This window comes from Pseudarthrobacter sp. NPDC092202 (assembly GCF_044755505.1).
GTDB lineage: Bacteria > Actinomycetota > Actinomycetes > Actinomycetales > Micrococcaceae > Arthrobacter.
The window spans coordinates 118,824-132,489 of record NZ_JBIVRG010000010.1 but is presented as its reverse complement, the minus strand read 5'-3'; the positions used below and the strand labels follow the sequence as shown (position 1 = coordinate 132,489).

At 65.7% G+C, this 13,666-nt stretch carries 14 protein-coding genes; 9 read left to right on the top strand and 5 right to left on the bottom strand.

Annotated elements, in window-relative coordinates:
* Window positions 1–313: 313 nt before the first annotated feature.
* Window positions 314–1,504 carry an acyl-CoA dehydrogenase family protein gene (locus ACIQF4_RS15345; protein ID WP_400516439.1) on the top strand — a complete coding sequence of 397 codons (1,191 nt, stop codon included), beginning with the start codon at window positions 314–316 and terminating at the stop codon, window positions 1,502–1,504.
* 37 nt (window positions 1,505–1,541) lie between these two features.
* On the opposite strand, the gene ACIQF4_RS15340 is transcribed toward ACIQF4_RS15345, so the two are convergent.
* The gene (locus tag ACIQF4_RS15340) at window positions 1,542–2,123 is read right to left on the bottom strand and encodes a M23 family metallopeptidase (RefSeq protein ID WP_400516440.1); all 582 of its coding nucleotides are present in this window, start codon (window positions 2,121–2,123) and stop codon (window positions 1,542–1,544) included.
* 466 nt (window positions 2,124–2,589) lie between these two features.
* Between ACIQF4_RS15340 and rpsB the strand changes: the two genes are divergently transcribed.
* The 6 genes from rpsB (at window position 2,590) to ACIQF4_RS15310 (ending at window position 7,579) form a co-directional block, all read left to right on the top strand.
* The gene (gene rpsB, locus ACIQF4_RS15335) at window positions 2,590–3,456 is read left to right on the top strand and encodes a 30S ribosomal protein S2 (RefSeq protein ID WP_350003688.1); all 867 of its coding nucleotides are present in this window, start codon (window positions 2,590–2,592) and stop codon (window positions 3,454–3,456) included.
* 128 nt (window positions 3,457–3,584) lie between these two features.
* A complete protein-coding gene (tsf, locus tag ACIQF4_RS15330) occupies window positions 3,585–4,421 on the top strand; it encodes a translation elongation factor Ts (protein ID WP_350003687.1) in 837 nt (278 codons plus the stop codon).
* 139 nt (window positions 4,422–4,560) lie between these two features.
* Window positions 4,561–5,298 carry a UMP kinase gene (gene pyrH, locus ACIQF4_RS15325; protein ID WP_174178863.1) on the top strand — a complete coding sequence of 246 codons (738 nt, stop codon included), beginning with the start codon at window positions 4,561–4,563 and terminating at the stop codon, window positions 5,296–5,298.
* 127 nt (window positions 5,299–5,425) lie between these two features.
* A complete protein-coding gene (gene frr / locus ACIQF4_RS15320; RefSeq protein WP_066274709.1) occupies window positions 5,426–5,983 on the top strand; it encodes a ribosome recycling factor in 558 nt (185 codons plus the stop codon).
* Entirely contained in the window at window positions 5,983–6,906 is a 924-nt protein-coding gene (locus tag ACIQF4_RS15315; RefSeq protein WP_400516442.1) for a phosphatidate cytidylyltransferase, read from the top strand. The genes frr and ACIQF4_RS15315 overlap by 1 nt, the downstream gene beginning before the upstream one ends.
* Window positions 6,907–6,994: 88 nt before the next feature.
* Window positions 6,995–7,579 (top strand): DivIVA domain-containing protein, encoded by a 585-nt coding sequence (locus tag ACIQF4_RS15310; protein ID WP_350003685.1) that lies wholly within the window; start codon window positions 6,995–6,997, stop codon window positions 7,577–7,579.
* 23 nt (window positions 7,580–7,602) lie between these two features.
* Here ACIQF4_RS15310 and ACIQF4_RS15305 read toward each other — a convergent pair whose 3' ends face one another.
* The 4 genes from ACIQF4_RS15305 to ACIQF4_RS15290 form a co-directional block, all read right to left on the bottom strand.
* Window positions 7,603–9,069 carry a cation acetate symporter gene (locus tag ACIQF4_RS15305; protein WP_350003684.1) on the bottom strand — a complete coding sequence of 489 codons (1,467 nt, stop codon included), beginning with the start codon at window positions 9,067–9,069 and terminating at the stop codon, window positions 7,603–7,605.
* Window positions 9,070–9,076: 7 nt separating this feature from the next.
* Window positions 9,077–9,427, bottom strand: coding sequence for a hypothetical protein (locus tag ACIQF4_RS15300; protein ID WP_400516443.1), 351 nt, complete (start codon window positions 9,425–9,427; stop codon window positions 9,077–9,079).
* The gene (locus ACIQF4_RS15295) at window positions 9,424–10,140 is read right to left on the bottom strand and encodes a LytTR family DNA-binding domain-containing protein (RefSeq protein ID WP_350003682.1); all 717 of its coding nucleotides are present in this window, start codon (window positions 10,138–10,140) and stop codon (window positions 9,424–9,426) included. The genes ACIQF4_RS15300 and ACIQF4_RS15295 overlap by 4 nt, the downstream gene beginning before the upstream one ends.
* Before the next feature lie 66 nt (window positions 10,141–10,206).
* Window positions 10,207–11,403, bottom strand: coding sequence for a histidine kinase (locus tag ACIQF4_RS15290; RefSeq protein WP_350003681.1), 1,197 nt, complete (start codon window positions 11,401–11,403; stop codon window positions 10,207–10,209).
* Between the two features lie 182 nt (window positions 11,404–11,585).
* On the opposite strand from ACIQF4_RS15290, the gene ACIQF4_RS15285 reads away from it, so the two are divergent.
* Window positions 11,586–11,966 (top strand): DUF485 domain-containing protein, encoded by a 381-nt coding sequence (locus tag ACIQF4_RS15285; RefSeq protein ID WP_400516445.1) that lies wholly within the window; start codon window positions 11,586–11,588, stop codon window positions 11,964–11,966.
* Entirely contained in the window at window positions 11,963–13,579 is a 1,617-nt protein-coding gene (locus ACIQF4_RS15280) for a cation acetate symporter (RefSeq protein WP_400516446.1), read from the top strand. The genes ACIQF4_RS15285 and ACIQF4_RS15280 overlap by 4 nt, the downstream gene beginning before the upstream one ends.
* Window positions 13,580–13,666: the final 87 nt, after the last annotated feature.

The following is a 13,666-nucleotide window of genomic DNA, read 5'->3' as shown; positions in this document are numbered from 1 at the left end:
GTCGACTTCGTAATCCAGCACTTCAGACGTCTTGTCCACAATGCCCTGTTGGTCCCTGCGGCGGATCAGGACTGCCTCGCGGCGCGGATCAATCAAGACATTTCCCCCCAAGTGAAGTGTTTGCTCCGTTGCGCTCCGACGTTACAGAACTTCCTGGCACGATTCATCCGGAGGACCGTCCGCTGCGAGCCGGGGCGCGGGTTCACTGAGCCGTTGCGGCAGCGATATACATGCGGTAAGTTACTCACCAGTAACTTAGTGGGTCCAAAGGACCAATCCGGAGACCCTGCCGCTGATCACTTGTGAGGTAACCATGTCCACCACCGCTGCCGACCTCAACGACCTTCCCTATGCCGATAGCGACTTCTACGCCTTCGAGCAACTGCTCAGCGACAAAGAGCGGGACCGGCTGGCGGAGATCAGGGAATTCCTGGCCCGCGAGGTGCGGCCCATCGCGGTGGACTTCTGGAACCGGGGAGAGTTCCCCATGGAGCTCATCCCGAAGCTCGCTGATATCGACCTCGTCAGCCCGGTGCGCCGGCAGGGCCACTCGAACCTGTTTGCCGGCCTGCTCCACGCTGAGGTGACCCGGGCCGATGCTTCCATTGCCACCTTCATGGGAGTCCATGACGGACTGTTCACCGGTTCCATTGAAGCTCTGGCTTCGCAGGAGCAAAAGGATGCCTGGCTCCCGGAGATCTACAGCATGAAGAAAATCGGGGCTTTTGGCCTCACGGAGCCGCTTGGCGGCTCGGACGTTGCAGGCGGAACCCGCACTACCGCGCGCAGGGAGGGAGGCTCCTGGATCCTGAACGGGGAAAAGCGCTGGATCGGAAATGCAACCTTCTCCGACTGGGTGGTGGTCTACGCCCGCGACCTGGCCGATGACAAGGTCAAGGGCTTCCTGGTTGATACGGCACTCGATGGTTTCAGCGCCAGCAAAATCGAGAACAAGATTGCGCTCCGCACCGTCCAGAACGCCGACATCAAGCTGGACAACGTGGTGGTGCCCGACTTCTTCAAGCTTGCCAACGCCAACAGCTTCCGCGACGTCAACAAGGTCCTGAAGGTCACCCGGCTCGGTGTCGCATGGCAGGCCGTCGGCCAGCAACTGGCTGCTTTCGACGTGGCCCGGCGCTATGCCGTGGAGCGCCACCAGTTTGGGCGGCCCCTGGCTTCCTTCCAGCTGGTGCAAAGCCAGCTGGTCCAGATCCTGGGCAATGCCGTCAGCTCCATGGGCATGATGGTCCGGCTCTCCCAGCTGGAGGACGCCGGCGAGGCCAAGGATGAGCAGTCCGCACTGGCCAAGGCGTTCACCACTGCCCGGATGCGTGAAAGCGTGGCCATCGGCAGGAGCCTCCTGGGCGGCAACGGCATTGTGACGGACTTTGAGATGGCCAAAATCTTTGCCGATGCGGAGGCCATCTATTCCTACGAAGGAACGCATGAGATCAATACGCTGGTGACCGGCCGGGCGATCACCGGGATCTCCGCCATCGTCTAAGGCCCGCCCGGACGGCATGCTCCCAGGCCTGCTGCCGTTACCTGTCCAGCGGCAGCAGGATCGATGGCCTCAGGTCCATCACGAACTGCAGTGGATCCACGTAGTCTTCCCCGCGCCGGACACCCCAATGGACGCAGGGCGCGGCGGCGCAGTGCCCCGGGCGCACCGTGCCGATGACCTGCCCGGCTGCCACGGGGGCGCCCGCGGCCAGGGAGCTGTCAACCGGTTCAAAGCTGCTCCGCAGCCCATCCCCATGGTCGACGGTGATCACCGGCCGGTCCACCACCACGCCCACGAAGCTGACCGTGCCTGCCGCCGGGGCGGTGACCGGTGCGCCGTCGGCCGCTGCACCCAGGTCAACGCCCCGGTGGCCGCTGAGCCACGGCTTGGGTGGGGGATCGAAGTCCCGGAGCACCTGCGGGCGGGGAGCGAGCGGCCATTGCCACGAGGGTGCGGCGGTCTCCGAGAGTACAGCGGTCTCCGAGGGTGCGGCAGGCGCCGCGTGGTGACGACCCGTCTCTTGCGGGGAGTATGCGGGTCCGTACGCCAGGGGCTCGCCTGCCGGGGACAGGGAGGCCGGCAGCAGGAGAAGGGCTGCGAGCCGCAGTGGTGGTTTCATGCCACCAGAATGCTCCTGCTGTGAAGGCACCGGGAGAGCCCGCCGGGGCTATGTGGACAAGCCCCCTGCCGGCGTCGTTTCCGTCCCCGTCGGTGTCCTCCGGCTGAAGGTGCCTGTAGTACACTTGGTGGAGCAGTTTGCTGCGCCCTCAATGCTTTCGGTCCGGCGGATATCCCAGTGGTTTTTCCAACGGCATATGCCCGTGTCCGGAATGCGTCGGCACATCTCATTCAGGAGTGTGGGGGAGCAACGGCTGACTACGCGCATCCAGCCCTCCAGAAGCGACGCTCCGGCCTCGCCGACGGGGGATCAGGCCTCCTGCGGTCAGGACCATCGTCCTGATGGGAAGCATGGTGGATGCCAGGAGCACGGCCCAGCCTGGGCCACGCTAATCAACCGTCAACTATTGGCAGGGTAAGAAGCCTCCGGGCTCTCTCATGAATGACCTGCCGGAAGGAGCGTCGGCATGCCCGTCGTAACCATGCGCCAGCTGCTTGACAGCGGCGTCCACTTTGGACACCAGACCCGCCGTTGGAACCCGAAGATGAAGCGCTTCATCTTCACCGAGCGCAACGGCATCTACATCATCGACCTTCAGCAGTCGCTGTCCTACATCGACCGCGCCTACGAGTTCGTGAAGGCCACCGTTGCACACGGCGGCACCGTACTCTTCGTCGGCACCAAGAAGCAGGCCCAGGAAGCAATTGCCGAGCAGGCAACCCGCGTTGGCCAGCCGTACGTGAACCAGCGTTGGCTCGGCGGTATGCTGACCAACTTCCAGACGGTCGCCAAGCGCATCCAGCGCATGAAGGAACTCGAAGAGATCGACTTCGACGACGTCGCCGGTTCCGCGTACACCAAGAAGGAGCTGCTGCTCCTCAAGCGCGAACTCACCAAGCTGGAGTCCAACCTCGGCGGTATCCGCAACCTGACCAAGGCACCTTCCGTGCTCTGGATCGTGGACACCAAGAAGGAGCACCTCGCCGTTGACGAGGCCAAGAAGCTGAACATCCCGGTTGTGGCCATCCTGGACACCAACTGCGATCCTGACGAAGTCGACTTCCCGATCCCGGGCAACGACGACGCCATCCGCTCCGTGAACCTCCTCACCCGCGTTGTTGCAGACGCCGTTGCCGAGGGCCTGATCGCCCGTAACCAGCGCGCCACCGGCACCACGGAAGCCCCGGAAGAGCCGCTGGCTGAGTGGGAGCGCGAGCTCCTCGAAGGCAGCAAGGCTGAAGAGGCTGCCGCTCCGGCCGCTGAAGAGGCTGCTGCTCCGGCTGCCGAGGAAGCTCCGGCCGCTGCCGAGGCTCCCGCCGAAGACGCCAAGTAACACAAGTACATCCGGATTTTCCGGCGCTGCCTGCAGCGCCGGAGCTGCTGACAGGATGGCGGCCCACCCGTGGGCTGCCGTCCTGTCAGTCCGTACACCACAACACATTTCTAGACAGAGGGGTTCACATGGCGAACTACACTGCCGCGGACATCAAGGCCCTGCGCGAGCGCACCGGCGCCGGCATGATGGACGTCAAGAAGGCTCTTGACGAGGCCAACGGTGACGCCGAGAAGGCCATCGAGATCATCCGCATCAAGGGCCTCAAGGGCGCCACCAAGCGCGAGGGCCGCTCCACCGCCGAAGGCCTGGTGGCCGCAAAGGTCAGCAACGGCGTCGGCGTCATGATCGAAGTCAACTGCGAGACCGACTTCGTGGCCAAGGCTGACAAGTTCATCCAGCTGGCTGACAAGGTCCTGGCCGTTGCCATCGAGTCCGGCGCTGCCGACCTCGAGACCCTGCTCGCCACCGATGTTGACGGCAAGCCCCTCTCCGAGGTCGTCGTCGAAGAGGGCGCCATCCTGGGCGAAAAGGTTGTTGTCCGCCGTATCTCCCGCATCGAGGGCGCAACGGTTGACGCTTACCTGCACAAGACCTCCAAGGACCTCCCGGCCCAGGTTGGCGTGCTGTTCGCTGTTGACGGTGAAGGCGAAGCCGCTGCCACCGCAGCCCACGACGTCGCAGTCCACATCGCTGCCATGGCTCCGAACTACCTGACCCGCGAGGACGTCCCGTCCGACCTGGTCGAGTCCGAGCGCCGCATCGCCGAAGAGACCGCCAAGGCCGAGGGCAAGCCCGAGGCTGCGCTCACCAAGATCGTGGAAGGCCGCGTTACCGGCTTCTACAAGGGTGAGGTCCTGGTTGACCAGGCATTCGCGAAGGACGCCAAGAAGTCCGTGGCACAGGTCCTCACGGAGGCCGGTGTCAAGGGAACCGCGTTCACGCGTTTCCGCGTCGGCTCCTAGTCGAAACTGCAAGGGGGTGGCCACTTCGGTGGCCGCCCCTTTTGCATGCGCGGGGGAGGCCCCTGTGGGAGAGGCCCGTATAGGACCTTTGGCCGCGCAGCAGGATAACCTTTTTAGAGTCCACCAACGGGAAGGCATCATGGAAGCCGTCAACACTGTAATCCAGCCAGAGAAAAGCCGACGCCGGGTCCTCTTGAAGCTCTCGGGTGAAGTCTTCGGCGGCGGAAAGCTGGGCGTTGACCCTGAGACCGTCCGCGACGTCGCCAAGCAGATCGCCGCAGCCGTCCCCCAGGTGGAGGTGGCCATCGTCGTCGGCGGCGGCAACTTCTTCCGCGGCGCGGAGCTTTCCCAGAGCGGCATGGACCGTTCCCGCGCAGACTACATGGGCATGCTCGGCACCGTGATGAACTGCCTTGCCCTCCAGGACTTCCTTGAACAGGCCGGCGTCGAAACCCGGGTCCAGAGCGCCATCACCATGGGGCAGGTCGCCGAGGCCTACATTCCCCGCCGCGCCATCCGCCACATGGAAAAAGGCCGCGTGGTCATCTTCGGTGCCGGTGCAGGCCTGCCCTACTTCTCCACCGACACCGTCGCCGCCCAGCGTGCCCTCGAGGTCCACGCCGACGTGGTCCTCATGGCCAAGAGCGGCGTGGACGCCGTTTACACTGCCGACCCCAAGAAGGACCCCACCGCCGAGCGGCTGGAAACCCTCAGCTACGACGACGCCCTCCGCCGCGACATCCGTGTCATGGACCAGACCGCCATGACCATGTGCAAGGACAACGACCTTTCCATGGTGGTCTTCGGCATGGAAGGCGAAGGCAACGTCACCAGGGCCATCCTCGGCGAAAAGCTGGGCACGCTGGTCACCGCCTAGCTCCGGCTAGGATGATTTCAGGACTGTTCCGTCCCTGCCCCCGCGGGCAGGGACGGGCCAGCATCAAAGAACCACGATTGTGCATGGACCCGGCGCCCCGGACTGCACCAGAATCTGAGGAGAGACCGTGATCGAAGAAACCTTGCTCGAAGCCGAAGAAAAGATGGACAAGGCCGTAGAGGTAGCCAAGGAAGACTTCGCTTCCGTCCGCACCGGGCGTGCCAACCCGGGCCTGTACAACAAGGTCCTGGTGGAGTACTACGGTTCCCCCACCCCGCTGCAGCAGCTCGCCTCGTTCGCCATCCCGGACGCCCGCACCATCCTCATCACGCCCTTCGACAAGACGGCGCTGCGCGACATTGAGCGTGCGCTCAGTGATTCCGAGGTCGGTGCCAACCCGTCCAACGACGGCAACGTCATCCGGATCACCATCCCCGAACTGACGAAGGAACGCCGCAAGGAGTACGTCAAGATCGTCAAGACCAAGGGCGAGGACGCCAAGGTCTCCATCCGCAACATCCGCCGCAAGGCCAAGGAGACCCTGGACCGCCTGGTCAAGGACGGCGAAGCCGGTGAAGACGAAGGCACCCGGGCCGAAAAGGAACTGGACAGCCTCACGAAGGCGCATGTGGACGGCATCGATGAGCTGCTCAAGCGCAAGGAAGCAGAGCTGCTCGAAGTCTGATGGGCCAGGCAGATCAGGCCCCGGCACCCAGGGCGCGCACGCGGGGGAAGCAGCCCAGGAGCAACCCGACGCCGAAGGCAGGGAGGAACCTTCCTGCCGCCGTCGTGGTGGGCCTGGCCATGCTGTTCGCCGTACTGGGCGGACTGCTGCTGCTCCCGCTTGCCTTCGTTGCCGTAACCACCACGTTCGCCATTTTCGGCGTCTGGGAAATCTACCGCGCCCTGGAGGCCAACGGCACCAGGATGCCCATCATTCCGGTCATGACCGGTACCGTGGCCATGCCGTTCGCCGCCTACCTCGGAGGCATCGAGAGCCTCCTGTTCGCGATGCTGCTGAGCTCCGTGGCCGTGCTCCTGTGGCGGTCCATCGAAAGTGCGGCCGGTTCAGCCAACAGCATCTTTGCCGGCGTCTTTGCGCTCGGCTGGGTGCCGTTCTTCATCAGCTTCGCGGTCCTGCCGCTGCACGCGGCCGGCGGTGCAACGCCGCTGGGCCTCTGGCCGGGCGGAACGGTTCCCGACGGTGCGTGGCAGGTGGCCGTGATGCTCCTGCTGGTGGTTTCCAACGACACCTTCGGATACCTGGTGGGGGCGTCTCTCGGCAAGCACCCCATGGCCCCCAAGATCAGTCCCAAAAAGTCCTGGGAGGGTTTCGCCGGATCCATCGGTGGCGCCATGCTGATTGGCATCCTTGCCTGCCTTTTCGTGCTGGACAAGCCCTGGTGGGTGGGTGCGGTGCTGGCGGTTGGCCTGGTTGCGGCGTCCACCGCCGGTGACCTGGCAGAGTCCATGGTCAAGCGCGAACTGGGCATCAAGGACATGAGCAGCATCCTGCCCGGGCACGGGGGAGTTATGGACCGGCTCGACTCGATCGTGTTCGCGTCCCCGGCCGCGTTCATCCTGTACGGACTGGTGTCCGGCGCCTGAGACAAATCCTGCCGGATCCACCGAGGACCCCCGGCACAAATAAGCTGGTGCAGAAGCACTCCGGCTGAAGAGCATTGAAGGAAGCAAAGTGGCATTGGACATTCATCGGCAGATCCCTGCGTCCTTTGAGCGCGTGCAGCGCGGTGAGTACGGCTACAACGCCAAGCAGGTGGACCAGTTCCTGCAGCAGGCGCGGGTATCACTGGAGGAGCCGGAATCAGCGCCGCAGCCCCTCAACAGCGCGGACGTGAGGGCTGTTTCCTTCGACCCTGTGAAAGGCGGGTACTCCGCCGCCATCGTGGACGCCGCACTGGATCGGCTCGAGGATGCCTTCGCGCGCCGGGAACGGGATGAGCTGATCGCTGCCCGCGGCGAAGAAGCCTGGCTCCGCGAGATCGGACACCTCTCGGGCATCCTGCGCGGCCGCCTGCACCGGCCGGACGGCGACCGCTTCCGCCGCCCCGCCAAGAAAAAGGTCCGCAGCTACAACACGGCCGACGTCGACAGGCTGTGCCGCGAACTGATCGCCTACCTTGAGCAGGACAAGCCGCTCAGCGTGGACAGCGTCCGCCGGGCGGTCTTCCGCCCTGCCGTGGGCCGGGACGGGTACGAGGAAGCCCAGGTGGACGCGTTCCTGGACAGGGTGGTCGAGCTGATGGCTGCCATCGACTGATCCTGCCGGCCCCGGCTCCGGGCTCACCGTTCGGTGGCGAGCGGCCGCTCGGGGGTATGCAGCCGGGTCATCACCTTCGACATGGTTTTCGGGATCCGCTGAGACGTTGCGCGGGACACGGTGACCATCACCGCAAAAGCCGCGGGAACCGTCCAGGCCGCCGGCTGGGCGAGCCAGCCGGGTGTGCTGGCCGCCCCGGCCAGGGCTCCGGTGATCATTGCCCCGCCGCACAGAACTGCGCCGGTGAGCATGCCGGCGATTGCGCCGGCGTCGGTAAGCCCGCGCCACCAGATGCCCAGCAGCAGCACCGGGCAGACGGTGGACGCTGTGAACGCAAAGACCAGCCCGACGCTCCCTGCGAGGGCGAACGAGTCGGTCATGAAGGCGAAGCCCAGCGGCACAACAGCGGAAATCACTGCCGCCAGCCGGAAGCTGCCCACACCTGCCCCCAGGACGTCCTGGCTGATCACGCCGGCCAGGGAGACCACCAGGCCCGACGTCGTGGACAGGAACGCGGCGAAGGCTCCGGCCACCACCAGTGCGGACAACAGGTCGCCTGCCGTTCCGCCCACCAGTTCCCCGGGGAGCAGCAGCACCATGGCGTCCGCCTGGCCGGCGGTGGCAAGGCCGGGAGCGAACATCCGTCCCACCAGCCCGTAAGCGGTAGGGAACAGGTAGAACACGGACAGCAGCCCCAGGACGATCAGCGTGGTGCGGCGGGCGGACTGCCCGTCCGGGTTGGTGTAGAAGCGCACCAGGACGTGCGGCAGGCCCAGGGTTCCGAACAGCAGGGCCACCAGGAGTGAGGCGTTCTGGTAGAGGCCGGCAGGCGGCGCCCCCGTGGGATTGGCCGACGGCGGTGCAAGCGCGGCGGTGCCGTTCCCGGCAAGGACGAAGATGATGAACAGGATGGGCACGGCCAGCGCCGTGAGTTTCAGCCAGTACTGGAACGCCTGGACGAACGTGATGGAGCGCATGCCGCCCGCCACCACGGTAAGGCACACCACGATCACCACCGCCACCGAGCCCACCCAGGACGGCAGGCCCGTGGTGATGCGGATGGTGAGGGCAGCACCGTGCAGCTGGGGCACGATGTACAGCCAGCCCACCAGCACCACCACCAGGCTGGTCACTTTGCGTACCGGCAGGGAGTCAAGCCTTGCCTCGGTGAAATCGGGAATGGTGTAGGCCCCGGACCGCCGCAGCGGCGCCGCGACGAACAGCAGCAGCATCAGGTATCCGGCCGTGTACCCCACCGGAAACCACAGCGCATCCGTCCCGGACAGCAGGATCAGGCCCGCTACGCCCAGGAAGCTCGCGGCCGAAAGGTACTCGCCGCCGATGGCCGAGGCGTTCCACCACGGCCGGACCGTCCGGGAAGCCACATAGAAGTCGCCCGTAGTCCTTGAAATCCGCAGGCCGTAGAAGCCGATGACTGCGGTGGCTACGGACACCCCTACCAAGGCAGCTATGGCCACTCCGGGGTTCACGGTACCCTCACCGGTCCTCGGCCAGGTCCCGGTAGCGCGCCTCGTTGCGCGCCGCCGTCCGGATGTACAGCCATGCACTGAGCCCGATGAGCGGATATATGCCGGCTCCCAGCAGCAGCCAGTCGAACGGGATGCCCGCCACCCTGGTTTCCGCCAAACCGGGAACCGCCGCGAGCAGCAGGGGAAAGGCGCCAAGGATCAGCAGGAAACCCGCGGCCACCACCAAGGCCAGCCGCAACTGGGACCTGATCAGGGACCTGACGAACACCTGGCCCACATCGGAGTCCTGCGCGGCCTCCCTCGTCTCCTTGGCCGGACGCGCCGCAGTCCGCGGAGCCGTCACCCGCACCCTGGTCATGTATTCGGCCTGATCCGGGTGGCCTCAAGCTTCTCCCGCACCGTGGGCAGGTGCCGCCTGCTGATGGGCAGTCCCGCCCCCGCCACGGTGACGCTGGGGCCGTCCGCGGCGAGCTTCATCGAGGTCACGTGCTTGAGTGCCACCAGGTAGGACCGGTGCGTCCGGATAAACCCCGCATCCGCCCACTGCTGTTCGAGGTCCGCAAGCGGAACCCGGATGAGGTAGCTGGCTTCGGCGGTGTGGAGCCGGGCGTAGTCTCCCTGCGCCTGGACGTAGGTGACGTCGTCGCGCCTGATCATTTTGGTGGTCCCACCCTGGTCCACCGTGATCATCTCCGGGGCGGCGCCGCCGTCGCGCAGTTCACTGATGCGCCCCACGCAGCGTGCCAGGCGTTCCGCCCGCACCGGCTTCAGCAGGTAGTCCACCGCCGCGAGTTCGAAGGCGTCCAGGGCGTGGTCCTCGTCCGCCGTCACGAACACGACGGCGGGCGGCCGGCTGCTCCCTGCGATGGCACGGGCAATGTCCAGCCCGGACACCGCCGGCATGTGGATGTCTAGGAAGACGGCGTCAACGGGGGCGGAGGCGAGCGCTTTGAGCGCATCACCTCCGGAGGTGGCGCGAAGGATTTTGCCCACACGGTCGTCCTTGCCCAGCAGGAAGGCCAGTTCCTCAACGGCAGGCAGCTCATCATCAACGACGAGGACGTTAATCATGCTCCTAGGGTAGCTTTCCGGAGCAGGGGTACCGTGCCGGCGCCAGCCTGTAAGACCCCGTCCGGGTCACGCATCGTGGCCCGGCTGGGACTTGGGGACCCGCATGGTGATCAGGGTCCCTTCGCCGGGCGCGGTCTCAATGACCAGCCCATGGTCATTGCCGTAGACCTGGCGGAGGCGGGCATCAACGTTGCGCAGGCCCACATGCTCGCCGTCGGTGTGGCCGGCCAGCATGGACTGCAGCTGCGCCGGATCCATGCCCACGCCGTCGTCCTCGATGGTCACCTCCGCGAAAGCGCCGGCGTCGTTGGCGGTGATGCTGATGTGTCCCGGCCCTTCCTTGGCTTCGAGTCCGTGTCGGACCGCGTTCTCCACCAGCGGCTGCAGGCTGAGGAAAGGGATGACGGTGCTCAGCACCTCCGGCGCCACCCTCAGGCTGACCTGGACGCGCTCACCGAACCGGGCGCGTTCCAGCAGCAGGTACCGGTCGATGCAGCGGAGTTCCTCCGCGAGCGTGGTGAAGTCCCCGTGCCGGCGGAACGAATAGCGGGTGAAGTCGGCAAACTCGACCACCAGCTCGCGGGCGCGGGCGGGGTCTGTGTTGATGAAGGAGGCGATGGCATTGAGCGAGTTGTAGATGAAATGCGGGCTGATCTGGGCGCGCAGGGCCCGCACCTCCGCCTCCATCAGCTGGGTGCGGGAGGCGTCGAGCTCTGCCAGCTCCACCTGCACGGCCACCCAGTCCGCCACTTCGCTGGTGGCCCTCACCAGTCCCGCGCCGGCGGAGGGAGCGAACGCGGCGACGGCGCCCACCACCCGGGTGCCGGCACGCACCGGTGCGATCACGGCAGCGAGCGCGCCGCCGGTAGCCTCTGTGGCGGCGCCTGCATCCCCGGCGGGAAGGACAGCCGTCCGGCCGTTCGCGAGGACGCCGGCAGCAAGGTCCATCATCCGCGGCTTCAGGTCCTCGCCGGCGCCGTCCCACGCCAGGACGCCGGACGTGTCCATGATGGCCAGGGCGTCACAGCCAAGCAGGGTGCGCAGCTGGCGGCTGGCCTTGGCCGCGCCGGCGGGATTGAGCCCCCGGCGCAGGTGCTGGCCCGCCTGGGAAGCGGCATGCAGGGTGTGGTAGGTGGCGCGTTCAGCATCAGTGCCCAGGTCGCGGAATGACCTGAGCACCTTGAGCCCCACACCGACGACGACGGCGATGGCCATGGCGATGACGGCCACGGCCGCGGCGGTCAGGAGGGGGGAGTCCGGCATGGTGCCCAGCGTAGCCGCGGGTGCCGTTTGTCGCAGCATCCCGACCGTTGAGCGCCCGCAGGCGTGCGGGCTCTGGAACTGGGGCGATGCAACCCGCAGAGTGATTGCAGTCACATTTGCGGTATCCCGTCTTCCGGGCCTGCCGTTGGGTGTGTTCAGGCAAGTCTCAACGAGGAGGAACGATGGGTAACGATGCCCACACTCCGGACGCAGCGGCGTCCGTGGACTTCGAGCAGGTCCAGTCGACGGAGCAGTTCAAGGAACTGCGCAAGCGTCACCGCAGCTTTGTCTTCCCCATGGCAGTCGCATTCCTGCTGTGGTACTTCGCATATGTCCTGCTCGCCGACTATGCCGTGGACTTCATGTCCACCAAGGTCTGGGGCAACATCAACGTGGGCCTGATCCTCGGCCTGCTCCAGTTCGTCTCCACGTTCGCCATCACCGGCTGGTACGTCCACTACTCCAACAAGCGGCTCGACCCCATCGCCAAGGAAATCCGGGACGAGATCGAGGGTCACGAATTCGATAAGCACGGAAACCGAGTAGGCGGAGCCACCAAATGATCAATATCGCAACAGCGGTGGACGTGGCCGCCCTCAAGGAAACCACGCTGCTCAACATGGGCATCTTCGGCATCTTCGTGGCCGTGACCATGGTGATCGTGCTCCGCGCCAGCCGGAACAACAAGACCGCCGCGGACTACTATGCCGCCGGCCGCTCCTTCACCGGCTCGCAGAACGGAACCGCCATCGCCGGCGACTACCTCTCCGCCGCCTCCTTCCTGGGCATCACCGGCGCGATCGCCATCAACGGCTACGACGGCTTCATGTACTCCATCGGCTTCCTGGTGGCCTGGCTCGTGGCACTGCTGCTCGTCGCTGAGCTCCTGCGCAACACCGGCAAGTTCACCATGGCCGATGTGCTGTCCTTCCGGCTGAAGCAGCGGCCCGTCCGCATCGCCGCCGCCATCTCCACCCTCGCCGTCTGCTTCTTCTACCTGCTGGCCCAGATGGCCGGCGCCGGCAGCCTCATCTCTTTGCTGCTGGGCATCAGTGACTGGACCGGGCAGGCCCTGGTGATCATCGTCGTCGGCGCCCTGATGATCATGTACGTCCTGATCGGCGGCATGAAGGGCACCACCTGGGTGCAGATCATCAAGGCCATCCTGCTCATCGCAGGCGCAGCCGTCATGACCCTGTGGGTCCTGGCCATCTACGGCTTCAACCTCTCCAGCCTCCTGGGCGCCGCAGTGGAGACGGCCAACAACCCGGCCGTCCTGAATCCCGGCCTGCAGTACGGCAAGACGGAAACCTCGAAGATCGACTTCATGTCACTCGGCCTCGCCCTGGTCCTGGGCACCGCAGCGCTGCCGCACGTACTCATGCGCTTCTACACGGTCCCCACGGCCAAGGAAGCCCGCAAGTCCGTGGTGTGGTCAATCTGGCTGATCGGCCTGTTCTATCTCTTCACCCTGGTGCTTGGTTACGGCGCAGCTGCCCTGGTTGGTGCCGAGACCATCAAGGGCGCACCGGGCGGCGTGAACTCGGCTGCCCCGCTGCTGGCCTTCTACCTGGGCGGTCCGCTGCTGCTGGGCTTCATCTCGGCTGTGGCCTTCGCCACCATCCTCGCCGTTGTGGCCGGCCTGACCATCACGGCTGCCGCCTCTTTTGCCCATGACATCTACGCCAGCGTCATTTCCAAGGGCAAGGCCGACGCCGACACTGAGGTGAAGGTGGCCCGGCGCACCGTTGTGGTCATCGGCGTCCTGGCCATCCTGGGCGGCATTCTTGCCAACGGACAGAACGTGGCGTTCCTCGTGGCGCTCGCATTCGCCGTCGCCGCCTCCGCCAACCTGCCCACGATCGTCTACTCCCTGTTCTGGCGGAAGTTCACCACCCAGGGCGCAGTCTGGAGCATGTACGGCGGCCTGGGCTCCGCGATCATCCTGATCATCTTCTCGCCAGTGGTTTCCGGCGGCGCAACCTCGATGATCAAGGATGCCAACTTCGCTCTCTTCCCGCTGAGCAACCCGGGCATCGTGTCCATCCCGCTGGCGTTCTTCCTAGGCTGGCTGGGTACCGTCCTGGACAAGAACCGCGAAGACACCGCCAAGCAGGCCGAGATGGAAGTCCGCTCCCTCACCGGCGTGGGCGCCGAAAAGGCGGTCGACCACTGAGCTGACGGCAATAACAGCTGGCGGCGTTAACAACAGAGCCTCCGCACCGGGGAACAGTTCCCCGGTGCGGAGGCTCTGTTGTTGTGC